We start from the raw sequence: 22,812 nt of genomic DNA, 5'->3' as shown, positions 1-22,812 counted from the left end.
AACAGCCGTCACTGTAACAAATTTAGGATTTAAAATGAGCGAACAAGATAAAAACGTAAAGCTTTCTGATAACGAGCGTTTGAAAAGAGAAAGTAACTTTTTACGAGGCACTATAGAGCAAGACTTAAAAGATGAAATTACCGGTGGTTTTACAGCCGATAACTTCCAACTTATACGTTTTCACGGTATGTATCAGCAAGATGATCGCGATATACGCCCAGAGCGTGCAAAGCAAAAATTAGAACCGCTGCATAACGTAATGCTACGTGCGCGTATGCCTGGCGGTATTATCAAGCCAGAGCAGTGGTTAGCAATCGATAAGTTTGCTGATGATAAAACCAGCTACGGCAGCATTCGTTTAACTACGCGTCAAACGTTTCAGTTCCATGGTGTTTTAAAGCCAAATATTAAAGGCATGCACCAAATGCTAAATAGCGTGGGCATTGACTCTATTGCTACCGCAGGTGATGTAAACCGTAATGTGCTGTGTACTACTAACCCTGTTGAGTCTGAGCTACACCAAGAAGCGTATGAGTGGGCTGCAAAAATTTCAGAGCATTTATTACCAAAAACAAAAGCGTATGCTGAAATTTGGTTAAACGGCGAAAAAGCAGAAACGACAGAAGAACCTATTTTAGGTTCTAACTACTTACCGCGTAAGTTTAAAACCACGGTTACTATTCCGCCTAACAACGAAGTCGATGTGCATGCGAATGACTTAAACTTTGTTGCTATTGCTGAAGATGGCAAGCTTGTTGGCTTTAACGTACTTGTAGGTGGTGGCCTTGCTATGACCCACGGTGATACGGCTACGTATCCGCGTAAAGCTGACGACTTTGGTTTTATCGCGCTAGAAGACACCTTAAAAATTGCTGAGCACGTTGTATCAGTGCAGCGCGATTGGGGTAACCGCTCTAACCGTAAAAATGCAAAAACTAAATACACACTAGATCGTGTTGGGTCTGACGTATTTAAAGCAGAAGTAGAAAAACGCGCGGGTGTAAACTTTGCACCTAGCCGCCCATATGAATTTACTCATCGAGGCGACCGTATTGGTTGGGTAGAAGGCATTGATGGTAAGCACCACCTTACGCTATTTATTCAAAGCGGCCGTATTTTAGATTACCCAGATAAGCCACTTAAAACAGGGTGTCGTAAAATTGCAGAAGTTCACCAAGGTGATATGCGTATGACGGCAAACCAAAATTTAATTATTGCCGGTGTACCTGCAGATCAAAAAGCAGTGATTGAAGAAATTGCTCGTAACCATGGTTTGATTGACGACGGTGACACAGAGCAACGTAAAAACTCAATGGCGTGTGTGGCATTACCTACATGCCCGCTTGCAATGGCCGAAGCTGAGCGTTACTTACCAAGCTTAATTGAAAAAACTGAAGCTTTACTCGCTAAACACGGGATACCAGACGATAGCATTATTATGCGCGTTGTAGGTTGTCCTAATGGTTGTGGCCGCGCAATGCTTGCAGAAGCAGGGCTGGTAGGTAAAGGGCCTGGTAAATACAACGTTTACTTAGGCGGTAACCTTGAAGGTACACGCATTCCTAAACTGTACCTTGAAAACGTAGGTGAAGATGTTTACCTAGAGGCGTTTGATAAGCTAATTGGCCAGTGGGCAAGTGAGCGAAACGACGGTGAATGTTTTGGTGACTTTGTAATTCGCAAAGGCATTGTTGCTGAAGTAAAAGTATCAGTAACCGATTTTCACGCATAATTAGATACCAGCGCTTGGCGCTGGTGAGGCTTGGAATTTTCCATGAGTGAATTTAAAAATATATTACAGCTAGATAAACAAAGCCAAGCGGCTATGTTAGCTGATGCTAATGGTGTATTAGCAAATATGAGCGCAGAGCAACGTGTTGCGTGGGCGCTTGAAAATTTACCCGATACCGCGTTTCTATCGTCAAGCTTTGGGATTCAAGCTGCGGTGATGTTGCATTTAATGACAACCCAACGCCCAGACATTCCTGTTGTATTAACAGACACTGGTTATTTGTTCCCTGAGACGTACCAGTTTATTGAGCAAATGAGCGAGCGTTTGTCACTTAATTTAAAAGTGTACAAGGCGCAGCTGAGCCCAGCATGGCAAGAAGCTAAGTTTGGAAAGTTATGGGAGCAAGGTGAGGACGGTATTAAGCAATATAATCAGCTTAATAAAGTTGAGCCAATGACTCGCGCTTTAAAAGAAATTGAAGCGGGTACCTGGTTTAGTGGTTTACGTCGCGATCAATCTTCTACTCGTGCAGATAAGCAGTTTGTAGAAATAAGCCGTGGTACGGTAAAAGTGTACCCGATTATTGAATGGTCAAACCGCGATGTATATCAATACCTAACTAAGCATGACTTACCTTACCACCCATTATGGGAGCAAGGGTATGTATCAATGGGCGATGTACACACTACACGCAAACTAGAGCCGGGCATGACTGAAGAAGAAACCCGCTTTTTTGGTTTAAACCGTGAATGCGGTCTTCATATGGATGGTGATGGTATTTAGTACCTTAACGCTTTATTTAACCGCAATTAAACGCAGCTTAGGCTGCGTTTTTTATTATCTAAATTTAGATAATAAAATTGCCAGTGAGTGCTTTATTCACTAATATTATATTAAAGGAACAAACAAAGCAGGAACGCTATGAAATACTTTACCTATTTAGCAATATCAGTGATGGTAATTGCTGTCATATCATTATTTTATTTAAAAAAGCCAGACGGCCAACCTTGGCTTTCAGGTTCAACTATCAGCAAAGAAACCCAGCAAATTAAAGAGCAAATGGTTGCGTTATCAACCAATACGCTAAATCAAGCTGTAAAAGGCATTCACGAGGCTGGCGATAAAGTGACGAGTAGCATTTCAAGCAACAGCTCAACGATTACCTCTTCAAGTACTATTTATAAGTGGCAAGATGAAACAGGCCAATGGCATTATTCAGATAGCCCTAACCCTCATGGTAAAAGCATAGAGTTAACCCTCAACCCTGAGGATATAACCGTGATTGGTGCAGAAGATACTTCTATTTTAAACTTAGAGTCTAGTACTAGTGAGATGTCAGCTAATACGCAAACCCCTTCAATATTAAATCCTGAATCGATTAAAAAGCTGTTTGAAGATGCAGAAAACATCGAAAAAAAATTAGAAAAACGTAATAAAGAAATTAATAACTTAAGTGTACTTTAAGCGCTATTCATGAGTATGAGAGCGGGTATAACGTTTTTCAGCTTCCATTAGTAAAATGGTTAAATATATTTTGGTGGGTAGTGACAAGAGTATACCCACAGCGATGCAAGCTGCAGATGCAATAATGCCGTTAATACCAAATTGCTCATTAAATCCATTAGATATGATAAGTGTATGGCCTGTAACTATAAGGCATAAGCCAAGTACAATAGATGTTTTAAGTACTCTAATAATCGTTACATGCGACATAATGCCTCCACTGGTTATGGTGCCAGTGTAATAGGCTATGTGTTTTGTATATTGATACAGCGCAATAATAAGGCAGTTATAAAAAAGGCCTCATGGTTGTAACCATAAGGCCTATGAGTCATTCACTACGCAGCTTAGTTAAGCATGTTACGCAGTACATATTGTAAAATACCGCCATGCTTGTAGTAATCCCACTCTTTAGGAGTATCAATACGTACATCGGCTTTTACGCTTGTTTTTTTGCCTTCGGCATTGGTTGCTATCAGTGTAATCTCGTCGGTTTTATCGTAAAGACCTTGAATATCAAACTCTTCTTGGCCAGTTAAACCATGCGACTCATAGCTTTCACCCTCTTTAAATTGTAATGGCAGTACACCCATTCCAATTAAGTTAGAGCGGTGAATACGTTCATAGCTTTGTGCAAAAACAGCTTTCACACCTAGCAACAACGAACCTTTTGCAGCCCAATCGCGTGACGAGCCAGTACCATATTCTTTTCCGGCTAAAATAATAAGCGGTGTATCATTTTTTTGATATGCCATAGCTGCATCATAAATACTTTCTAAGCTATTATCTGGTTGCGTGCGTGTTACACCGCCTTCAGTGCCCGGTGCTAACAAGTTTTTAAGTCGTACGTTAGCAAAGGTGCCACGCATCATTACTTCATGGTTACCTCGGCGAGAGCCGTAAGAATTAAACTGTGCTTTTTCTACATTGTGCTCTTGTAGATAAAGACCAGCAGGTGCATCCGCTTTAATCGCGCCTGCAGGAGAGATGTGATCGGTTGTTACCGAGTCTCCTAGCTTGGCTAAACAGCGAGCCCCTTCAATGGTAGGAATACCCGGTGGCTCTACGGTCATGCCATCAAAAAATGGTGCTTTTTTAATATAGGTAGATGCGTCGTTCCAATCATACAACTTACCATCAGGTATTTGAATTTGTTGCCAGCGGCTATCGCCTTCATAAACATTGGCGTAGCTTGTTGCAAACATCTCTTTGGTAACCGTTTCTTTTACTAAGTCGCTAACCTCTTTCACACTTGGCCAAATGTTTTTAAGGTAAATATCGTTACCGTTTTCATCTTGTGCAAGGGGCTCGTTATAAACATCTATGTCTGTTCTACCTGCAATTGCGTAGGCAACAACCAAAGGAGGAGAGGCTAAAAAGTTCATTTTAACATCTTGGTGTATACGCCCTTCAAAATTTCGATTACCCGATAAGATAGAGCTGACTACCAGCTTGTGTTTTTGAATAGCTTGTGAGATTTCATCAGCCAGCGGTCCTGAGTTGCCTATACACGTAGTACAACCGTAACCGACTAAATTAAAACCTAGGCTTTCTAAGTCGTCCATTAACCCCGCTTTTTCTAAGTAGTCGGTAACTACTTTTGAGCCAGGTGCCAGTGATGTTTTAACCCAAGGTTTAACGTTAATACCTAGTTGTTTTGCTTTTTTAGCCACAAGGCCTGCGGCTAAAATAACACTTGGATTAGACGTGTTGGTACAGCTTGTTATAGCTGCAATAACGCATGCACCGTCGTTAAGTTCAAACTCTTGGCCTTTATAGTTAACTTTTGCCGCCCCCATAAATTGTGCTTCGTTTACAGGTTCATCAGGGTTGGTTGTTGGGCCTTCGCTTTCAATACGCGATTGCTCGTCATCACTTTTATCTCGATGTGCTATACGCTCTTCTTGAAAACCTTTTAGGTGCTGAGAGATTTCCTCGCCGGCTTTGTTAAGCGCTATTCTATCTTGTGGGCGTTTTGGGCCTGCAAGGCTTGGTACAACATCATCGAGCTTCAGTTCTAGTGTGTCGGTATAGCGAGCTTCGTCGCCATCGTTACGCCACAAGCCTTGGTGTTTTGCATAATCTTCAATAAGCTTTAGTTGGTCTTCATCACGGTTGGTAAGACGTAAATAATTAATCGTTTCGTCATCAATTGGAAAAATACCACATGTAGCACCATATTCAGGTGCCATGTTAGCAATGGTTGCTCTATCGGCAAGGGGGAGATCTGCAAGGCCGTCGCCATAAAATTCTACAAATTTACCCACCACGCCGTGGTTACGCAAAATTTCAGTTACCGTGAGTACTAAATCAGTTGCTGTTGTGCCTTCTGGTAATCGGCCATTAAGCTTCATGCCAACTACCTGTGGAATAAGTAAGCTAATAGGCTGGCCAAGCATTGCAGCTTCAGCCTCAATGCCGCCTACACCCCAGCCAAGTACGCCTAAGCCATTAATCATGGTTGTGTGCGAGTCAGTACCAACCAGTGTATCGGGGTAGGCAAACTTTTTACCATTGCTATCTTCGTTAAAAATAACGCGAGCCAGGTATTCTAAATTAACTTGGTGAACAATGCCGGTTGCGGGTGGTACCACTTTTAAATTATCAAATGCCGTTTGGCCCCAGCGTAAAAATTCGTATCGTTCTTTGTTGCGGTCGTATTCAAGTTTCGCATTTAAATCAAAGGCACCATCATTTCCATAGCCGTCAACTTGTACTGAATGGTCTATTACGAGTTCGGCCGGTGACAGTGGGTTTATTTTTGCAGGATCTCCGCCGAGCTTTTCCATTGCATCTCGCATTGCAGCTAAATCAACAATGGCAGGTACGCCAGTAAAATCTTGCATTACTACTCGTGCAGGGGTAAATGCAACTTCAGATGATGGTTTTGCTTTTGGGTCCCAATTTAATAGCGCATTAATGTCTTGTTCTTTGATGTTTTCGCCGTCTTCGTTGCGCAGCAAATTTTCTAGCAAGACTTTTAAGGAGAAGGGGAGTCGTTTTGCTTTGTCGCCAAGCCCTTTTAGAGAATGAATATTATATTGCTCACCATTAATTGTGAGCTCATGTTGGGTATCGAAACTATTTTTCATTATTTTGCCCCTTCTTAACTAATTAAATTTTTTGAAAAGTAACCTCTGTAATTACGCAGTTGCAAAGTGCATACCATGATAAATGAGTATTAAATAGCTGCATTTATGTGCAGCTGTAATAGGAAGTAAGGTGTTAAATTATGAGTTCAATAAACCATCTATGACAACGAAAAAGCACGTTGTTCAGCTGGCCTATTCAGTTAGTTTAGCCAGCCTTGTTGTTTCCCTTTTATACTTAAATAAATAAGCGCTAAGGCAATAAAAACTACCATAAGTGGCATTACAACCGAGCTTATTCCTAGCAAGGCAATGCTATCAATTATAAAAAAGTTGTAGTACTGCTGTATAATTATCGCGCCGAGCGATAAAGCAAAAGTAGGTGTTGCAAGCGATTTCTTAGCAAGTAAAAAAATGCAGCCTAAAGCACCACCAAAAACGGCAACGGCGAAAGCAATGGTGGCCCATATTGGGGTGTTTGAATATGCAGCTTGTTGATCTAATGGTAGTTTACTGATCATATCTGGGCTTGTCATTATGTGCATAATGAATGCTATAACGCCCAATAAATTCCATATAAGAGCAGCCCAAGCGACGGGTTTAAACCAGTTTTTAGGTGTGTGAGATGACATGTGTAACCTTGTTTTTTATTATTATTAACAAGGTTATTAAAGAGTAAAAAAGCCAACTATACAAGTTGGCTTTTTTATAATGCGATTTGTAAGCTTACCCAAATGAAATAGGACGACGCCCTGTTTTTTCATCGACCTTTGGCTTTTTAGTGCGCTTACGTTTACTTTTTGCTGGTTGGCTTTCAGGCGGTGAAATGTTTTGTTTGGGTTCAACCGGTGTTTGTTCACTTGGTCTTTGTGCTGGTGTTGCATCTTCACTCAGGGAGAGTTGAAAGAGCTCGCCATCAAATTCCAGTACATCACCACTGTATAATTTTTTCCGCTTTATTGTACAAATTTCATAGTTAACACCCACATAGCCTTCGGCGATTAGGTTTTTAGCTTGGCCGCCACCTTCAACTAAATTAAGTACTTTTAATAATTTACAGAGCTCTATCGGCTCTTCTTCTAGTTCGATTTCTATGTATTCTTCGTTCATTGTTACTCTCGGTGGAGGCTTGCATAGGCTGTAGTATAAAGGCATAGGGCCAATTATGCACCAAACCAAATCACTCAAATTTACGTATTAGTTATTTTTTAAAAAATGACTCACTTTAAAAAAACTGAAGTATTTATTAGTTAAGCTCCGGCGAGTCATGTTTGTAAGTGGCTTACTAATTGCTATAGCTGTGTCGAATTTAGAATACATAGAATCATGGAGTAAAAAATGGGCGTAAGATTAGCAATGAGAAAAGAGCTAATGGGCTTAAATCATTCAGACATGTTAACTGCCGATGACGTTAGGGAACACCTTAGTAAATCAATAAAAAAGCACGACCAAAAACCTGAACGCGGGTTTTCGGTTATTTCAAAATTTAACGATACACACAGCCAGTTACTTAGTGGCAACACTAACAAAAAAAGCGTTTTGGAATTTGAACGTCACCGCTTATTCAAAGAAGTGTTATATACGCGTAAAAGTGTAGATGCTTGGTTAGATAATCAAATAAATTAATTTGCGATAAAGCAATACCTCTAATAGACTACAAGTGTAATCAAATGAGGTGACTATGAAAAAAGGATTTTTAATTTGTGTATTGGCATGTATGTTAGTTGCATGCCAGCAACCCACTGTTTATGTTTTTAGTGAAAACTTGCAAGATGAACAACGTAACCAGCTTGATGCGGCGTTAAAAGCACAAATTCTTCCCTATGAATATGTAACGTTAGAAATCCCATCAGATTTTGGTGAAGCAACGTTGCTTTTATCAAGCGATAAAATTTATTCCAAAGAGACAGAACAACTTGCGTCCATAATGCAAGCGCTCGGGTATGAGCCACAAGTTAATTATACAAGTCGCTCAAACCATTTTTATGGTGATGGCAATATAGGTTTTTATTTAAAAAATACAGCTGAAAATGCTGATTTTGTAATGCCTAAACAGTTACGAACAACTCAATGCAGTGAAGATAAGTACAATGATTTAATCGTTACCTTTACCAAAGAATACGCTGATTTTACTTTACCCAGTGGTGCAGTTGTGAGGTTGGGTTGGGAGTTTTTATATGGTTACGTTGTCATTTATTACAAAAATTATTCGCAAACTTATCGTCACTCGCAGCCACTTATAAATACGCCCTTTGGCGATAAACCATCAGATACTTACACGTTTACAGCCCATGTTAACAATCCTAGCTGGCTCGATTGCTCATTGCAGGTTGTTCATATGGACTGAGCTAACCGTGGTTTTCTATATAGTCACTGAGCTAACCGTGATTTTCTATATAGTCACTGAGCTTAGTTATTCGTTCACTCATACCTTCAATAATGCGGTCTTTAATTTTTTCTCTAATGACATTGGGTAACTGAGTGAGTGCTTCGGGGGTGATGGCAAGGACAATGGTATCGCTTTTAGCGCGAGCACTTGTACTGCGCTCTCTGTTATTTATAAATGCGCCTTCACCTATAAATTCGCCAGGCTCTATTGTGCCCAGTTCAAGTAAGTGATTATGCTTAAATACTAAAAGTGCGCCGCTAAGTACAATATACAATCGTTTATCGTTATCGAACTGTTTAAACAAAAATTGGTGCTGGCCAACTAAATACAATAGGCCATATGATTCTAATAAAATTTGACGCTCGTTAAGCGTAAATTCTTTAAAAAAATGTAGCCTGTTAATTATTTCCATTTGTTTGAACAATGGAATGTGTTCGATTAATTTCATTCGATATCAAAATTTAATGCACATTGTTAGCTAATATTGCGCTCTTTTAATTTTCGGGTCAATGTATTGCGACCCCAGCCTATTTTTATGGCGGCATCTTGTTTGTGACCCGAACAATTAGCAAGTGCTGTTTTAATTAAGCGTGTTTCTAGTTGTGCCTGTATGTCTGGCCAAATATTTTCTTTACCTTGTTTTAGTTCATTATTAAGCCATTGCTGAAAAGCATCCAGCCAATCACCTTCCTCTTGTATTGGTGTTACTTCAATAATTTCAGGGGGCAAATCTTGCTCTGTAACAAGCTCGCCTGGTGCCATAACCGTTAACCAACGACAAGTGTTTTCAAGCTGGCGAACATTGCCTGGCCAGTTAAATAAACGAAGTTGCTCGGTTGCTTTAGGGCTCAATACTTTGCTTTCTACTTGCAGATCTTTAGCGCTTTTATGTAAAAAGTGTTGCGCTAAGCGTTCAATATCTTCGGTGCGTTCACGTAAAGCAGGTAAATGAAGGCGTACTACATTTAAGCGATGGAATAAATCGTCCCTAAACTTACCTTGTTTAACTAAGTCTTCTAAGTTTTGATGTGTTGCGGCAATAATGCGTACATCAACTTTTATACTTTGATGACCACCAACACGGTAAAACTCTCCGTCGGCAAGTACGCGAAGTAAGCGTGTTTGCACATCTAAAGGCATATCGCCAATTTCATCTAAAAATAAAGTGCCGCCATTGGCTTGTTCAAATCGACCTTTTCGCACGGTATCTGCACCGGTGAACGCGCCTTTTTCATGGCCAAACAGCTCAGACTCGACTAATTCTTTAGGTATAGCAGCCATATTAAGGGCAATAAATTGGTTTTCTTTACGCGGGCTGTGATTGTGAAGTGCACTTGCAACGAGCTCTTTACCTGTGCCCGACTCACCATTAATCAAAACACTCATGCTAGATGCTGAAAGTTTACCTATTGCTCTAAAGACCTCTTGCATAGCGGGTGCTTCACCAATGATATGAGCACTTTTAGGGGGCGTTTGCTTACGTTTGGTTTTTTTTGTGGAATTTGCTCTAAATGCGCTTTCAACAAGTGCAACGGCTTCATTTAAATCGAATGGTTTAGCTAAGTACTCAAATGCCCCTTTTTGAAAGGCGTTCACTGCTGAATCTAGGTCTGAGTGCGCAGTCATTATTATTACTGGCAAGCCAGGGTTTTGTTCTGCGATGAGTTCAAGTAGGGCCATGCCATCCATACCGGGCATTTTCACATCCGATACTAAAACAGTAGGTTGACTAAACTTCAATGCATTAAGTACATCTTGCGCGTTGGCAAAGCTTTCTACATTAAAACCAGAGCGTTCAAGTGCTTTTTCAAGTACAAAACGAATTGATGCATCATCATCTACAAGCCAAACTGTTTTCATGGCAACTCCAAACATTAATCTGCAAAGGGCAGATAGATATTAAATTCAGTATGTCCAGGCCAGCTATCACATTCAATATAGCCATCGTGCTGATCAATGAGCGTCTGTGCAATCGAGAGTCCAAGCCCTGAGCCACCTTCTTTGTTGGTGATCATAGGGTAGAACAAGGTTTCACGTATGCTGTGATCTATGCCTGGTCCGTTATCAGATATTTGGATCAACAAGGCTTTTTTAGGTGCCTTACCTGGACGACGGTGTTGATGATTAATACGCGTTTTTATTTTTATCTCACCACCCTCAGTAAGCGCCTGCTGAGCATTACGAACAATATTTAAAACCACTTGTTGTATTTTACTCTGATCAATAAACACATTAGGGATACTAGGATCGTAATCTTTTTTTAATTCGATATTTGAACAATTATCGAGTGTGCTTAACTTCACTACCGACTCTAACGCTTGGTGTATATTAACGTAAGATTTTTGTGGCAGTTGGTTAGGCCCTAAAAGTCTATCTACTAGTTCACGTAATCTGTCTGCTTGCTCAATGATGAGCTCAGCGCATTGATTTCTTTCTTGCTGATCAACCTCATATTGCAATAATTGCGCCGCTCCGCGAATTCCACCTAAAGGATTTTTAATTTCGTGTGCCAAGCCTCTTATTAAGTTACGTGCTGCTTGGTATTGATGCATTTGATTTGAAGCTTGATCGTGCTTTATTTCATCGTCTGTTTGACGACATTCTAATAAAATATACGCAGTACCTTTAAAGTTAATTCGCCTTGAATTAACACTTACTTTGGCATGGCGAGAATCGCTAAAGACTACGTCAGCTCTGTGTTGTTGGCAATCAACGCCATCAATTAATGAAAACTGCGCGATGCGTTTTAAGTCAATTGAATGGTAATTAAAAAGGGTATCAAAGGGCTGTTCGAGTAAGCGTTTAGTGGCAAGCCCAAGTAACTCACTGGTACTGGTATTGGCATAAAAAACGGTAAAATTTTTATCGAGAAGCATAACTGCCGTTGTTTGATTTTGCCATATGGCATCAAGCAGTTCGGGGCTAAAATTTTTGTTATTAATCATGTTTGCACCATTTTAGTGCGCAGGTGTTTACAGGCCAGGTTTTATCTTAAATGAGCTGCTGCGCCTAAGTATTAAGTTTCGCTTTAATTGCTATGGATTTTGCCTTTTCTGCGCATATTAAATATACGTGGCTCGCTCACAGCGATAATTTGGTTTTTCTCGTTAAACAGTCTTACTTGAAGCATATGTTCACCGGCTTCAACATCAGCAATTGCAAATACTGAGTTATTTATTGCAGGGCCGTTTGCTTCTCCATTAACAAGCAATTGAATGGTATAGCCTGCTTTAAAGCTCGGCATTACGCGGCTGGTGACGTATATTGTGCCGGTATTTTCATGAATGGTTTGATTGTGCTCAGGTGACGTAATGGCAATACCAAACCCTGTTTTTTTAGTATGGGATTGGCTGCTGAGAGTCGCTATCTCTTTAGCGGGCATAGTTAAGCTCTGGCTAGAGAGTTTTACCTCTGTAGCACCTTTACGCGGTGTATCTGAAAACACTAAAACGCCGTTTTGATCTTTCCAAGCGTAAATTCTTTTTTCACCCGCATAACCATAATTACTTAATCCTAAAGTAATCATTAGCAATAAAATCTTACTATTCACACTGCTACCCTGCAATTTTTATGATTGCTTAACTTTAGTGGAGTTTGATTTAATTTACCATTAAAAAAGCCCGCTAAGCGGGCTTGAGAACACACATTCTTTTACAGTGTCACATTAACAGCTGTAGTACATTTCGAACTCAACTGGGTGAGTTGTCATGTTAAGTTTTTCAACTTCTTGGCCTTTAAGTGCAATGTAAGCATCGATTAGGTCGTCAGTGAAAACACCACCTTGAGTTAAGAACTCGCGGTCAGCACTTAATGCATCTAGTGCTTCACCAAGTGAAGATGCAACTTGTGGAATTTCTGCTGCTTCTTCTGCTGGTAAGTCGTATAAATCTTTATCCATTGCATCGCCAGGGTGGATCTTGTTTTTGATACCGTCAAGACCAGCCATAAGCATTGCTGAGAAAGCAAGGTATGGGTTAGCTGTTGGATCTGGGAAGCGTACTTCGATACGACGACCTTTCGCAGATGGTACCACTGGAATACGGATTGAAGCAGAACGGTTACGTGCAGAGTATGCAAGCATTACTGGCGCTTCAAAGCCTGGTACTAAACGTTTGTACGAGTTAGTTGATGCGTTAGCAAATGCGTTAATAGCTTTAGCATGCTTGATAATACCGCCAATGTAGTAAAGCGCTTCTTCAGAAAGACCGCCGTATTTATCACCAGCAAATAAGTTAACACCGTCTTTAGCCAAAGACTGGTGGCAGTGCATACCAGAACCGTTATCACCAACAATTGGCTTAGGCATGAATGTAGCTGTTTTTCCGTATAAATGAGCCATGTTATGAATAACGTATTTCATTTCTTGGATTTCATCTGCTTTTAAAACCATAGTATTAAAGCGAGTTGCAATTTCGTTTTGGCCTGCTGTTGCTACTTCGTGGTGATGTGCTTCTACTACTTGACCTAGTTCTTCAAGTACTAAACAGGTAGCTGAACGCCAATCTTGTGAAGAATCTACAGGTGAACAAGGGAAGTAACCGCCTTTAACACCTGGACGGTGACCAGTGTTGCCGCCTTCATAATCTTTATCTGAGTTCCATGCCGCTTCTACAGCGTCAACTTTGTACATTGAACCAGACATGTCTGATTTGTATTTAACATCGTCAAAAAGGAAGAACTCTGGCTCTGGGCCAAATAATACGGTATCAGCAATACCTGTAGAGCGCATGTAATCTTCAGCACGTTTAGCAACTGAACGCGGGTCGCGCTCGTAACCTTGAAGTGTAGAAGGCTCTACAACGTCACAACGTACGATTAATGTTGTTTCTTCAGTGAAAGGGTCAAGTTTTACTGATTCAGCAACAGGCATTAAAACCATGTCTGATTCGTTTATGCCTTTCCAACCAGCAATTGAAGAACCGTCGAACATTTTACCGTCTTCGAAAAAATCTTCATCAACTTGGTGATGAGGAATAGATACATGTTGCTCTTTACCCTTTGTATCAGTAAAGCGTAAATCAATGAACTTAACGTCATTTTCTTTAATAAAATCTAAAACCGATTGTGACATGTGTCCTCCAACTATTGGGTTTTATTATTGCTGCATAATTGCTTTGGGATTTATTAAGCTGATTTTGTGCCATTTTTATAACTCTATGTTTATAGGTTAAAAAAACTTAGTTGCTACAATGTGGGGCATAAAACAGCACCATTATGGTGCAGTTAAATTCCACTTTGGTGCAGGCTATGTGCACTACAATTTGTTGTTAATTTAATCGCTCAAAATCAGCATAACCTAAATGTAAAAGAGTGCCAAAAATATCGTATAAATAGTGTAAACTGCATTTTTTAAAAAATAATGGCAATTTATTTCATATAATTGTCATATATAAAACAGATACTTAGTAAAAGTATTGAGAAAGTTTTGAAAATTGTATTGGATAAACTTTCATCCATGTCATTAATGAGGGATAATATGCGCCCTTTTAAATCCTATGCTTGGACATCTCGTGAAAACGCAGATGAGTGCGTAGATCTTGCAGGATCATTGAGAATTTAATTTCTCTGAGTAAATATATGAGCATCGAACAGTTAAGAAATATAGCGATTATCGCGCACGTTGACCACGGTAAAACAACTCTGGTTGACAAACTACTTGAGCAATCAGGTACATTAGAAACACGCGGCGGTAACGAAGAGCGCGTGATGGACTCAAACGACATTGAGAAAGAACGTGGTATTACCATTTTAGCTAAAAACACAGCTATCTCTTGGAATGACTACCACATCAATATCGTAGATACCCCGGGACACGCCGATTTCGGTGGTGAAGTTGAACGCGTACTTTCGATGGCTGACTCAGTATTATTACTTGTTGATGCTCAAGAAGGTCCAATGCCACAAACGCGTTTCGTAACGCAAAAGGCATTCGCGCAAGGCTTAAAGCCAATCGTCGTTATCAATAAAATTGATAAGCCAGGTGCACGCCCAGATTGGGTTATGGATCAAATCTTTGATTTATTCGATAACCTTGGTGCAACTGATGAACAGTTAGACTTTAAAGTAATCTATGCATCAGCTATCAACGGCTGGGCAACATTAGATTTAGACGAGCCATCAGACAACATGGAACCTATGTTCAAGATGATCGTTGACGAAGTATCACCACCGGATGCAGATCCTGAAGGTGACTTCCAAATGCAAATCTCTCAGCTTGATTACAACTCGTATAAAGGTGTAATCGGTATTGGTCGTATCAAACGTGGTTCTGTTGCGACTAACCAACAAGTTACAGTTATTGGCGCTGACGGCACGACTCGTAACGGTAAAATTGGTTCAGTACAAAGCTACTTAGGCCTTGAGCGTATCGATACTGAGAAAGCTTATGCTGGTAACATCGTAACCGTTACTGGTCTTGGTGAGCTTAAGATTTCAGATACGCTTTGTTGTCCTAACAACGTTGAAGCATTACCACCACTAAGTGTTGATGAGCCTACAGTTACAATGACGTTCTCTGTAAATAACTCTCCGTTCTGTGGTAAAGAAGGTAAGTTTGTAACATCACGTAATATTCGTGAGCGTTTAGACAAAGAATTAGTACACAACGTAGCACTTCGTGTTGCAGATACTGATAACCCAGATAGCTTCCGCGTATCAGGTCGTGGTGAATTACACCTAGGTATCTTAATCGAGAACATGCGTCGTGAAGGTTATGAGCTTGCTGTATCTCGTCCAGAAGTAATATTACGTACTGTTGATGGCGTGTTAGAAGAACCGTATGAAACACTAACGATTGACTGTGAAGAAGAGCACCAAGGTTCTATCATGGAGCAAATTGGTCTTCGTAAGGGTGAACTTACTGACATGGCACCAGATGGTAAAGGCCGTATGCGTATGGACTTTATGATCCCAAGCCGTGGCTTAATCGGTTTCCAAACTGAGTTCATGACACTTACTTCGGGTTCTGGTTTACTTTACCATACGTTCGATCACTACGGTCCGCACAAAGGTGGCGAGCTAGGTGTTCGTAAGAACGGCGTAATGATTGCAAACGCAACAGGTAAAGCACTTACTAACGCATTATTTAACTTACAAGAGCGCGGCCGTTTATTCATCGGTCACGGTGTTGAAGTTTATGAAGGTATGGTTATCGGTATTCATAGCCGCGATAACGACCTTACAGTTAACGCGCTTAAAGGTAAGCAACTTACTAACGTTCGTGCATCTGGTACAGATGAAGCACAAACACTTACACCACATCTGAACTATTCACTTGAGCAAGCGCTTGAGTTTATTGCTGATGATGAGTTAGTAGAAGTTACACCTGAGAACATTCGTATTCGTAAACGTCATTTAACTGAAAATGAGCGTAAACGTGCGGGTCGTGCTCCTAAATCATAATCTATTAATTTAGAATAATGATTTTTAAAAGCCGCGGTATTGCAAAATACAGCGGCTTTTTTGTTTTTAAAGCAAGAGAAGCTTTCAGTTTTTAGTTATCAATATTGAGCTCTAAAAGCACAGCGCCTCTTGTCCTCTTGGTGAAAAATATGCTTAAAAAATATTTGCACAAAGAGAAGATAATGAGAAGTAAAAGAGCAAGCGCTAGAACAACTGATAGTTCAAAGCTTCTATTTTGTTGGTTGGTTTTTTCGTTGTGTTTCGCTGCGCTTAAACCAACCTACACGCTAACTTACATCACTTTTTTGGTAGTAAGGTGATTTTGCCAAATACATCTGCGTCTATAAATCCTCGGTTTCTGTCACCGTTCACTGGCTGTACTTCGTGTGACCCCATAAAGTGCTCGCGTGTTTCACTGCCATCGTTATCGCAATACGCGAGCATAAAGCCTATTACTTGTTTTGGCTTTAGGGTGATCGGAGTGTTATTAGCCCCTTCTTTATAATCATTCGGGTAGAGTTTTATCGCAACTTCCCAAGTAATGTTATAGGGTGCAGTGGTATTGCGTTTCCAGTTGCTAACTAAGTGGTCGGTATACAAGTGCGCTTTTTTATCAGGGCCGTAATCGGCAGCTTGGTTATCAAGGCCAATATGGTACGCTAAAGCGGTGTGGTTAAATTGGTGAATCCCGCCCGATGCATCGCTATCTATAAATATTTCAAGGGCATCGTCATCCCAATATTTATAGGTAGGGTCTGGGTGTGTGTCTATTAAAACATCATCTACAATATCGGCTTGTAGGTATAAGAATTTTTCATCCCATAATAAGCGATAGCGGCCTTTAAAATCGGCATCGTTTGAAGGCAATGTACCATCCATTAAATGTGGCATATCGTGCCAAGCAGCCTTATCCCATGCGCTTTCAGATACGCCGTCAATATTAATAGGGGTTGACGTATATTTAACATCAGCAGCCATTACTTGGCTGCTGATCACTAAGCTCGTGGCTAACAGTACTTTTTTCATTAATTGTTCCATTAATTAAAGTTGGCTTAGCTTGGCTTAAGTTAACAATAAAAACAATAATACATGTGAATTTTAACTAATAGCACCTGTAATGCTGCCTTTTAACGCTACCATTAATAAGTGGGCACTTTCGCCAGACATTTTAAATGGATTAAAATCAACAGAGCCTGAAAATTTCAGACTCAGTGATTGGGTTACTCTAGATTGTGGAACATAACCCATAGACCACTTTTCAAATTCTCTTTCTGGAATTTGGGTATAGTTAAGCATAATTACATTGTGGTGACGTTTGTCGTTTAATATTTGTTGATAGGTATTATTTACTGCGGTTCTGGAGCCTTCAAGGCACTGTAAAAAGTATTCGTTACTAAAGCAAAGCATGCAGGTAACATGTGTTTTTACATTATAGGTACGAGCACTTTGTAAAATACTTTCTATATCTTTTGGGCCAAAGCCGTCTGAAATTTTGCTTGCGTAAATTAGTCGTACTAGAAACATAATAACCCCACATTGCTTAGTTAATTAAAGATAGTTCAGCTAGAGGGTTATTACGAATTATGTTGATGTATTTCAGCTGGTGGGCAATTTAAAATTTAATACTTTCACCTTCATTTAAAATATAAAGCGGCACGGGTGATTTCATTGTTTCATGCATGTGTAATAAACGTAGTAAAGCTGAATGACTACTTCGGTCGCCCATTTTCCATGATGAGTTACCGTACCCCCACGGTACCATGACTTTACAGTTAAGCTCGTGTGCGGCCTTAAGAGCATCTTCTGGGGTTGTATGAACATAACGATACCACTTGGGATTATCTTCGCTGTAGTAAGAGGCTATCGGCATTAAGCACACATCAATATCGCCATACTTTTGCTGAATATCGCTAAAGTGTTTGGAGTAGCCGGTGTCGCCTGCAAAAAATAAGGTGCTGCCATTTTGTTCAAGTAGCCAGCCATTCCATAAGTCTTTATCGTTGTCTTCGTAAATAAAGGGTACTAATAAACGGCTGCTAAAGTGATGCGCTGGTAGTGCATGAATGGTTAAATCATCAATTTTAGTTTTTGCATACCACGCCATTTCGCTAATATTAAGTCCTGCGTTTGGAAAGTTATCTGCCATGCCTAATGGTGCTAAGTAGCGAGGTTGATTACCTATTTCTTCTATGTCTGATTTATTAAAATGATCGTAATGAATATGCGAATACATAATGGCATCTAGGTTTTTAAGTTCGCTTTGAGTAAGCCAATCACCAGGTTGTCTATAAAACCCAGAGGCAAGCTTAAATGCTAAATCAACGGGTGAGTCAAACTGCTCTTTTACGGGGTCGAACACTACATGCTGTCCATTTGGTGTTTGGATCATAAAGCCAGCATGGCCTAACCAGCGTATATTAAAGCCAAGGTTTAGCTGTGGCTTTAATTGCTCAGCGTTAAATGTGCAATTTTCAGCAGTGGTTTCGCATATTACATTCGGGTGTTGTGGGTAGCAGTCAGCTTCACAAGTAACCGGATAGGTTTTATCGCCCGCATAAAGGTTGTGATAACGCCCTTCACGCTCACCTGATTCATGAATTGGCGTTATGCTGTCTTGCCCAGCAATTACATTTACAGTGTTTGCGCTGCAGGCGGCTAAAAAGCTTGAGGTAATAAGTAAGCACAGAGTATGTAATTTCATTTCGACTGTTGTTATTGTTTTAAAGAAATTAAAGCTTATCAAAAGCTATTTATTAAACAATGTGTTAATCGTAACAAAAAATAATCACAAAAAAGCCCGTTAAGATTAACAGGCTTTTAGAGTTGTTATAAAAATAGCATTATTAGGCTTTGTTCATTTGCTCAATAAACTTATTTGAATCGGCGATTGACTTGTTCATGTCGTTCATCAGTATCTGAATGTCGCGTTTAAGGTTAGTAAATTCACCTTTTATAGCAGCAACTGCCTGTGCATTTAAATTATGCTTTAAGTACAAAACGTTATCTTTTAGTGATGATAGTACTGGTTCCATTTTACTTTCAGCACTGCGCATAGAACGAAGAAGCTGATCAAATTGGCGCTTAGTGGCATTAAGTTTTTTACTGCTTTCGCGTTTTAACGAAGCGCTTTTGTACTGTTCTAATTCATCGCTCCACTCGTCAAACAAGGCTTCAGCAACATCCTCTACTTTATTGATATTGGTAGTAACGTCGTCTGCGGCTTTAAGGCTTGATTCGTAATCGTCATTTAGTTGATTGTAAGCATCTTGGAGCTCACCGCCATCAAAATTAATTAGTGTAGTTAAACGCTCAAGCGCTGACTGAAACTCTTCTTGAGATTCTTCTTGTGACTCTTTGGTTTCTTCTACGCGGTCAATAAGAATGTCACGTTTGTGAACACCTACTTTTTCCATTGCAGAATAGTAAGCTGATTGACACCCAGATAATGCTAACGTTAGGGCAAGTATTGATGCGCTTAACAGTGTTTGTTTTTTCATTTGATTCCCTATTTACGTGTAAGTGCTGTAAATTCCGGTGCTGATTGTTATGATAATCAAAACTCGATAAGCACAAGTCAATTGTATGAATGATAAGCTCTCCCATTACAAACAGCAAGTTAAGTCCTTTATGCGCCAGCAACCCGGTTGGTGGATGCAATATATTAATCGTTGTATAGACGATCAAATTACAGTCAATGCTGGTTACCTTGCTTACGTAACTCTGCTTTCATTAATACCGCTTATCGCTGTAGGGGTTGCAATATTTTCAGCGTTCCCGGGGTTTGAATCGACTCGTATGGAAATAGAAAGCTTTTTGTTTACTAACTTTGTGCCGACCTCTACGGATGTGATTAGAGAGCATATTAGCTCCTTTGCAGGCAATGCCAATCAAATGACTGCAGTGGGTATAGGTTTTTTAGCCGCTGTTGCCTTACTTTTAATACGTAATGTAGATGCAACACTTAATCGCATTTGGCGTATTAAGAAAAAGCGCCCAATGATGATTTCATTTGCAGTGTATTGGATGGTACTGAGTTTAGGCCCAGTGTTACTGGGGGCAAGTATTGGTGTAACTTCATACATTGTTTCTTTGGTATCGTTTGCTGATCAAGGTATTCCGGGGTTTAGTGGATTTTTATTAAAATTACTTCCCTATGGAATTTCGATGATGGGCTTCATCATGCTTTATACCTTAGTGCCAAATACACGCGTATCGTTTAGAGCCGCTGTGCCAGGGGCATTGTTTGCTGCACTTTTATTTGAGCTAACAAAAAAAGGGTTTGCACTTTATATTAGCCACTTTCCTTCATATGAGGTTATTTACGGTGCGGTAGCAACAATTCCTATTTTATTTGTGTGGGTGTATTTAGCGTGGGTAGTTGTACTTTTGGGCGCCGAATTTACGGCGTGTATTAGCCCAAATGATATTGAGGATACCCCAGAAATAGAACTGGAAGAAGAACCTAAATCAAAGGATATAAGTTAAATGCAAGGGCTAATACAGCGCGTAAAACACGCAAAGGTAGAAGTTAACAACCAGGTAATTGGGCAAATAGAGCAAGGTATTTTACTTTTGTTAGGTGTTGAAAAGGCAGACGATAAAGGGGCAGCTGATAAGCTTTTACATAAAGTCAGTAATTACCGAATTTTTACCGACGAAAACGATAAAATGAATCTAAGTTTAAAGGACATGGGTGGTGAATTATTAGTTGTTTCGCAATTTACGTTAGCCGCAAATACCAAAAAAGGGATGCGTCCGAGCTTTTCATCGGCAGCGACCCCAACCCAGGCTAATGAGTTGTATGTGTATTTTGTAGACCAAGCCAAAGCGCTGGGAATTAGAGTCGCCACCGGTGAGTTTGGTGCCGACATGCAAGTGAGTTTATGCAACGATGGACCGGTTACGTTTAACTTATCTGTTTAGGGTGTTGTTTACTAATGACCACTATATGGTTAACGTAACCTGAAATTTTTTGAGGGTATACAGTATAACCAAATACATCGAATAATAGCTTTTGGAGCTGTTTTAACTGTGAGTTGTGTTGCGATAAAAAGTTAATAAATAGTTTGCCGGTAGTGTTAAGTGCTGCGTGAATTTTTTCATAAAATGCGTGCTCAAATAAAAATCGGGGCGCATCTATCTGGCAGAATAAATCTAATATAACCCAATCTATATCACGCGCAGTAGTAAGTACCACCTGCGCATCATTGCATAGTAAGTTTTCGTTACTGCTTGATGCAAAAAACTGCGAATAACATGCCAATATGCCTGCATTTTTTTCAACTGACGTTATATTTACTTGAGGGTGTTGCTTAAGTAAATAGTTACGAATAGCCCCACCGCCTAATCCAAGTTCAAGCACGTTATTAGGTGGTGGCAGTGTTTGCCATTGCGCTGCTAAATATTGCAAATGAGGGAACAACAGAGTTCGTGGATTATTAACGTCGATAATGGATTGCAACGTGTTGTTTATTAACAGCCAGCGTAAATTACCATGCTCGCGAACTTGAATGTGATCGCCATTTACGTTTTGCCAATAAAGTAGCGTTCCTTCATTTTGGCTGTTTTCAATAAAATGACTGTTAATTAGGCCTGTTGAGGTATCAATGTATGTGGTCATGGTATTTAGCATAAACCAGCTTTAGTAAAGCGCAATGGGATCTGTCATTAATTTTTTACGTATTTTAAAAGCTTCACCAAAGTCGTATTTGCAGTTTTGTTAAGATGGAGTATGGTATTTGCCATCAACAGGTTGAGGCCTTTTTAAATTTTTACATGCGGCTTTTACAGCAACAGGAGTAAGTATGTTTCAGGTAAGTACCCCACAAAGTAGCGAAGATTGGCAAGCTTATTATCAATTACGCTGGCAGGTTTTACGCGCGCCTTGGGGTGAACCAAGAGGTTCTGAACAAGATGATTTAGAACAAGACGCTGAACACCGCTTTATAAAAAATAAAGAGGGTGACGTATTAGGTGTGGCTCGATTACATTTTAATAACCACGAGCAAGCTCAGGTTCGTTATATGGCTGTGGCTGAAGATAACCGAAATCAGCATATTGGTAGTCGCCTGTTACATGATTTAGAAAAAATAGCGTGGACACAAAATGCCGATGAACTGGTGTTATTTGCACGTGAGCGAGCGCTTGAATTTTATAAGCGTCATGGGTACGAATTAAAAGAAAAAGCGCACTTGGCGTTTGGTGACGTACAACATTATAAAATGGTTAAGCAAAAACCGAGTGAGCCGGGTTGGTTCCGCCATCCAAATTGGACTCAAGTACTGCAAAATATCTGGCGAGAATCAATTCCTATTAGTGATGCAATGGGCATTAAGGTAGAAAGTTACACAGATTGGCAATTTACAACCAGCGCTGATTTAGACGCTAATTTAAATTTACATAACACCATGTTTGCTGGTTCTATTTATAGTTTAGCCACATTAACTGGCTGGGGCGCAACGTATTTGGCGCTCAAAGAAGCGGGACTTGAAGGTAGCATAGTTTTAGCCGATGCGAGTATTAAGTACTTAAAGCCACTCAATACAGATCCGCGTGGTTGTGTAGATTTACAAGCGTGTAAAGGAAAATTAAGCGATTTAGAAGCCGATGGTAAAACAAGTTATGTGGTACCGGTAACCATTTATGATGGTGACAACGTAGTTGCTGAGTTTGAAGGTGTGTTTGCAGTAAAAAAATAACGA

23 protein-coding genes are annotated in these 22,812 nt (G+C 40.1%); 9 read left to right on the top strand and 14 right to left on the bottom strand.

The window, feature by feature from the left end; translation table 11 throughout:
• Window positions 1–34: 34 nt before the first annotated feature.
• The 3 genes from cysI to MTP24_RS15045 all read left to right on the top strand — a co-directional run bounded on the left by cysI (window position 35) and on the right by MTP24_RS15045 (window position 3,196).
• On the top strand, window positions 35–1,732 hold the full coding sequence (gene cysI / locus MTP24_RS15055) for an assimilatory sulfite reductase (NADPH) hemoprotein subunit (protein ID WP_010557646.1): 1,698 nt from the start codon (window positions 35–37) through the stop codon (window positions 1,730–1,732).
• A gap of 42 nt (window positions 1,733–1,774) precedes the next feature.
• Window positions 1,775–2,515 carry a phosphoadenylyl-sulfate reductase gene (locus tag MTP24_RS15050; RefSeq protein WP_006791348.1) on the top strand — a complete coding sequence of 247 codons (741 nt, stop codon included), beginning with the start codon at window positions 1,775–1,777 and terminating at the stop codon, window positions 2,513–2,515.
• 138 nt (window positions 2,516–2,653) lie between these two features.
• Window positions 2,654–3,196 (top strand): DUF4124 domain-containing protein, encoded by a 543-nt coding sequence (locus MTP24_RS15045; RefSeq protein WP_243531980.1) that lies wholly within the window; start codon window positions 2,654–2,656, stop codon window positions 3,194–3,196.
• A gap of 3 nt (window positions 3,197–3,199) precedes the next feature.
• On the opposite strand, the gene MTP24_RS15040 is transcribed toward MTP24_RS15045, so the two are convergent.
• From MTP24_RS15040 to MTP24_RS15025, 4 genes are all read right to left on the bottom strand, one after another.
• A complete protein-coding gene (locus MTP24_RS15040) occupies window positions 3,200–3,445 on the bottom strand; it encodes a hypothetical protein (protein ID WP_243531978.1) in 246 nt (81 codons plus the stop codon).
• A 134-nt stretch (window positions 3,446–3,579) separates the two neighbouring features.
• Window positions 3,580–6,324: an aconitate hydratase AcnA gene (gene acnA / locus MTP24_RS15035; RefSeq protein ID WP_243531976.1), complete on the bottom strand. Its 2,745-nt coding sequence runs from the start codon at window positions 6,322–6,324 to the stop codon at window positions 3,580–3,582.
• A gap of 200 nt (window positions 6,325–6,524) precedes the next feature.
• A complete protein-coding gene (locus MTP24_RS15030; protein ID WP_058429979.1) occupies window positions 6,525–6,953 on the bottom strand; it encodes a hypothetical protein in 429 nt (142 codons plus the stop codon).
• A gap of 94 nt (window positions 6,954–7,047) precedes the next feature.
• The gene (locus MTP24_RS15025) at window positions 7,048–7,431 is read right to left on the bottom strand and encodes an RNA-binding S4 domain-containing protein (protein ID WP_243531974.1); all 384 of its coding nucleotides are present in this window, start codon (window positions 7,429–7,431) and stop codon (window positions 7,048–7,050) included.
• Window positions 7,432–7,659: 228 nt separating this feature from the next.
• On the opposite strand from MTP24_RS15025, the gene MTP24_RS15020 reads away from it, so the two are divergent.
• Together MTP24_RS15020 and MTP24_RS15015 are read left to right on the top strand one after the other, a co-directional pair.
• Window positions 7,660–7,947: a hypothetical protein gene (locus MTP24_RS15020; protein WP_008127106.1), complete on the top strand. Its 288-nt coding sequence runs from the start codon at window positions 7,660–7,662 to the stop codon at window positions 7,945–7,947.
• A gap of 55 nt (window positions 7,948–8,002) precedes the next feature.
• Window positions 8,003–8,668, top strand: a complete 666-nt coding sequence (locus MTP24_RS15015; protein WP_243531972.1) for a hypothetical protein — start codon at window positions 8,003–8,005, stop codon at window positions 8,666–8,668.
• A gap of 31 nt (window positions 8,669–8,699) precedes the next feature.
• On the opposite strand, the gene MTP24_RS15010 is transcribed toward MTP24_RS15015, so the two are convergent.
• The 5 genes from MTP24_RS15010 to glnA all read right to left on the bottom strand — a co-directional run bounded on the left by MTP24_RS15010 (window position 8,700) and on the right by glnA (window position 13,781).
• The gene (locus tag MTP24_RS15010) at window positions 8,700–9,158 is read right to left on the bottom strand and encodes a cyclic nucleotide-binding domain-containing protein (RefSeq protein WP_243531970.1); all 459 of its coding nucleotides are present in this window, start codon (window positions 9,156–9,158) and stop codon (window positions 8,700–8,702) included.
• 26 nt (window positions 9,159–9,184) lie between these two features.
• Entirely contained in the window at window positions 9,185–10,570 is a 1,386-nt protein-coding gene (gene ntrC, locus MTP24_RS15005) for a nitrogen regulation protein NR(I) (protein WP_138740538.1), read from the bottom strand.
• A gap of 14 nt (window positions 10,571–10,584) precedes the next feature.
• Window positions 10,585–11,655 (bottom strand): nitrogen regulation protein NR(II), encoded by a 1,071-nt coding sequence (gene glnL, locus MTP24_RS15000; RefSeq protein ID WP_008127000.1) that lies wholly within the window; start codon window positions 11,653–11,655, stop codon window positions 10,585–10,587.
• Between the two features lie 83 nt (window positions 11,656–11,738).
• Complete coding sequence (locus MTP24_RS14995) at window positions 11,739–12,260, bottom strand: DUF4124 domain-containing protein (RefSeq protein ID WP_279388986.1); 522 nt, start codon at window positions 12,258–12,260, stop codon at window positions 11,739–11,741.
• Between the two features lie 114 nt (window positions 12,261–12,374).
• Window positions 12,375–13,781 carry a glutamate--ammonia ligase gene (gene glnA / locus MTP24_RS14990; RefSeq protein ID WP_243531968.1) on the bottom strand — a complete coding sequence of 469 codons (1,407 nt, stop codon included), beginning with the start codon at window positions 13,779–13,781 and terminating at the stop codon, window positions 12,375–12,377.
• Window positions 13,782–14,287: 506 nt separating this feature from the next.
• Here glnA and typA point away from each other — a divergent pair.
• The gene (gene typA / locus MTP24_RS14985; protein ID WP_243531963.1) at window positions 14,288–16,111 is read left to right on the top strand and encodes a translational GTPase TypA; all 1,824 of its coding nucleotides are present in this window, start codon (window positions 14,288–14,290) and stop codon (window positions 16,109–16,111) included.
• A gap of 297 nt (window positions 16,112–16,408) precedes the next feature.
• Here the strand turns inward: typA and MTP24_RS14980 are convergent, their stop codons facing one another.
• The 4 genes from MTP24_RS14980 to MTP24_RS14965 all read right to left on the bottom strand — a co-directional run bounded on the left by MTP24_RS14980 (window position 16,409) and on the right by MTP24_RS14965 (window position 19,608).
• Window positions 16,409–17,137 (bottom strand): CBM9 family sugar-binding protein, encoded by a 729-nt coding sequence (locus MTP24_RS14980; RefSeq protein ID WP_243531960.1) that lies wholly within the window; start codon window positions 17,135–17,137, stop codon window positions 16,409–16,411.
• Window positions 17,138–17,209: 72 nt separating this feature from the next.
• Window positions 17,210–17,635, bottom strand: coding sequence for a BLUF domain-containing protein (locus tag MTP24_RS14975; RefSeq protein ID WP_138740540.1), 426 nt, complete (start codon window positions 17,633–17,635; stop codon window positions 17,210–17,212).
• An 88-nt stretch (window positions 17,636–17,723) separates the two neighbouring features.
• Window positions 17,724–18,812, bottom strand: coding sequence for an MBL fold metallo-hydrolase (locus tag MTP24_RS14970; RefSeq protein ID WP_243531958.1), 1,089 nt, complete (start codon window positions 18,810–18,812; stop codon window positions 17,724–17,726).
• A 142-nt stretch (window positions 18,813–18,954) separates the two neighbouring features.
• Complete coding sequence (locus MTP24_RS14965; RefSeq protein ID WP_006791329.1) at window positions 18,955–19,608, bottom strand: DUF2959 domain-containing protein; 654 nt, start codon at window positions 19,606–19,608, stop codon at window positions 18,955–18,957.
• 85 nt (window positions 19,609–19,693) lie between these two features.
• Between MTP24_RS14965 and MTP24_RS14960 the strand changes: the two genes are divergently transcribed.
• Both MTP24_RS14960 and dtd read left to right on the top strand, forming a co-directional pair.
• Entirely contained in the window at window positions 19,694–20,596 is a 903-nt protein-coding gene (locus MTP24_RS14960; RefSeq protein ID WP_008127015.1) for a virulence factor BrkB family protein, read from the top strand.
• Entirely contained in the window at window positions 20,597–21,034 is a 438-nt protein-coding gene (gene dtd, locus MTP24_RS14955; RefSeq protein WP_006791326.1) for a D-aminoacyl-tRNA deacylase, read from the top strand.
• Here the strand turns inward: dtd and MTP24_RS14950 are convergent.
• Complete coding sequence (locus tag MTP24_RS14950; RefSeq protein ID WP_243531955.1) at window positions 21,018–21,743, bottom strand: methyltransferase; 726 nt, start codon at window positions 21,741–21,743, stop codon at window positions 21,018–21,020. The genes dtd and MTP24_RS14950 overlap by 17 nt on opposite strands.
• Window positions 21,744–21,915: 172 nt before the next feature.
• Here MTP24_RS14950 and MTP24_RS14945 point away from each other — a divergent pair, with 172 nt between their 5' ends.
• A complete protein-coding gene (locus MTP24_RS14945) occupies window positions 21,916–22,809 on the top strand; it encodes a bifunctional GNAT family N-acetyltransferase/hotdog fold thioesterase (RefSeq protein ID WP_243531953.1) in 894 nt (297 codons plus the stop codon).
• The last annotated feature ends 3 nt before the right edge of the window (window positions 22,810–22,812 follow it).

The sequence above is a fragment of the Pseudoalteromonas sp. APM04 genome, assembly GCF_022809815.1.
Classification (GTDB): Bacteria; Pseudomonadota; Gammaproteobacteria; order Enterobacterales; family Alteromonadaceae; genus Pseudoalteromonas; species Pseudoalteromonas marina.
Note: the sequence above shows the minus strand (reverse complement) of the source record. Positions and strands in the feature narration are given on the sequence as shown.

Bases quoted from the DNA above. Each gene is read 5' to 3' on its own strand.
- cysI (WP_010557646.1), top strand. From the start codon at position 35: ATGAGCGAACAAGATAAAAACGTAAAGCTTTCTGATAACGAGCGTTTG.
- MTP24_RS15050 (WP_006791348.1), top strand. From the start codon at position 1,775: ATGAGTGAATTTAAAAATATATTACAGCTAGATAAACAAAGCCAAGCG.
- MTP24_RS15045 (WP_243531980.1), top strand. From the start codon at position 2,654: ATGAAATACTTTACCTATTTAGCAATATCAGTGATGGTAATTGCTGTC.
- MTP24_RS15040 (WP_243531978.1), bottom strand. From the start codon at position 3,445: ATGTCGCATGTAACGATTATTAGAGTACTTAAAACATCTATTGTACTT.
- acnA (WP_243531976.1), bottom strand. From the start codon at position 6,324: ATGAAAAATAGTTTCGATACCCAACATGAGCTCACAATTAATGGTGAG.
- MTP24_RS15030 (WP_058429979.1), bottom strand. From the start codon at position 6,953: ATGTCATCTCACACACCTAAAAACTGGTTTAAACCCGTCGCTTGGGCT.
- MTP24_RS15025 (WP_243531974.1), bottom strand. From the start codon at position 7,431: ATGAACGAAGAATACATAGAAATCGAACTAGAAGAAGAGCCGATAGAG.
- MTP24_RS15020 (WP_008127106.1), top strand. From the start codon at position 7,660: ATGGGCGTAAGATTAGCAATGAGAAAAGAGCTAATGGGCTTAAATCAT.
- MTP24_RS15015 (WP_243531972.1), top strand. From the start codon at position 8,003: ATGAAAAAAGGATTTTTAATTTGTGTATTGGCATGTATGTTAGTTGCA.
- MTP24_RS15010 (WP_243531970.1), bottom strand. From the start codon at position 9,158: ATGAAATTAATCGAACACATTCCATTGTTCAAACAAATGGAAATAATT.
- ntrC (WP_138740538.1), bottom strand. From the start codon at position 10,570: ATGAAAACAGTTTGGCTTGTAGATGATGATGCATCAATTCGTTTTGTA.
- glnL (WP_008127000.1), bottom strand. From the start codon at position 11,655: ATGATTAATAACAAAAATTTTAGCCCCGAACTGCTTGATGCCATATGG.
- glnA (WP_243531968.1), bottom strand. From the start codon at position 13,781: ATGTCACAATCGGTTTTAGATTTTATTAAAGAAAATGACGTTAAGTTC.
- typA (WP_243531963.1), top strand. From the start codon at position 14,288: ATGAGCATCGAACAGTTAAGAAATATAGCGATTATCGCGCACGTTGAC.
- MTP24_RS14980 (WP_243531960.1), bottom strand. From the start codon at position 17,137: ATGAAAAAAGTACTGTTAGCCACGAGCTTAGTGATCAGCAGCCAAGTA.
- MTP24_RS14975 (WP_138740540.1), bottom strand. From the start codon at position 17,635: ATGTTTCTAGTACGACTAATTTACGCAAGCAAAATTTCAGACGGCTTT.
- MTP24_RS14970 (WP_243531958.1), bottom strand. From the start codon at position 18,812: ATGAAATTACATACTCTGTGCTTACTTATTACCTCAAGCTTTTTAGCC.
- MTP24_RS14965 (WP_006791329.1), bottom strand. From the start codon at position 19,608: ATGAAAAAACAAACACTGTTAAGCGCATCAATACTTGCCCTAACGTTA.
- MTP24_RS14960 (WP_008127015.1), top strand. From the start codon at position 19,694: ATGAATGATAAGCTCTCCCATTACAAACAGCAAGTTAAGTCCTTTATG.
- dtd (WP_006791326.1), top strand. From the start codon at position 20,597: ATGCAAGGGCTAATACAGCGCGTAAAACACGCAAAGGTAGAAGTTAAC.
- MTP24_RS14950 (WP_243531955.1), bottom strand. From the start codon at position 21,743: ATGCTAAATACCATGACCACATACATTGATACCTCAACAGGCCTAATT.
- MTP24_RS14945 (WP_243531953.1), top strand. From the start codon at position 21,916: ATGTTTCAGGTAAGTACCCCACAAAGTAGCGAAGATTGGCAAGCTTAT.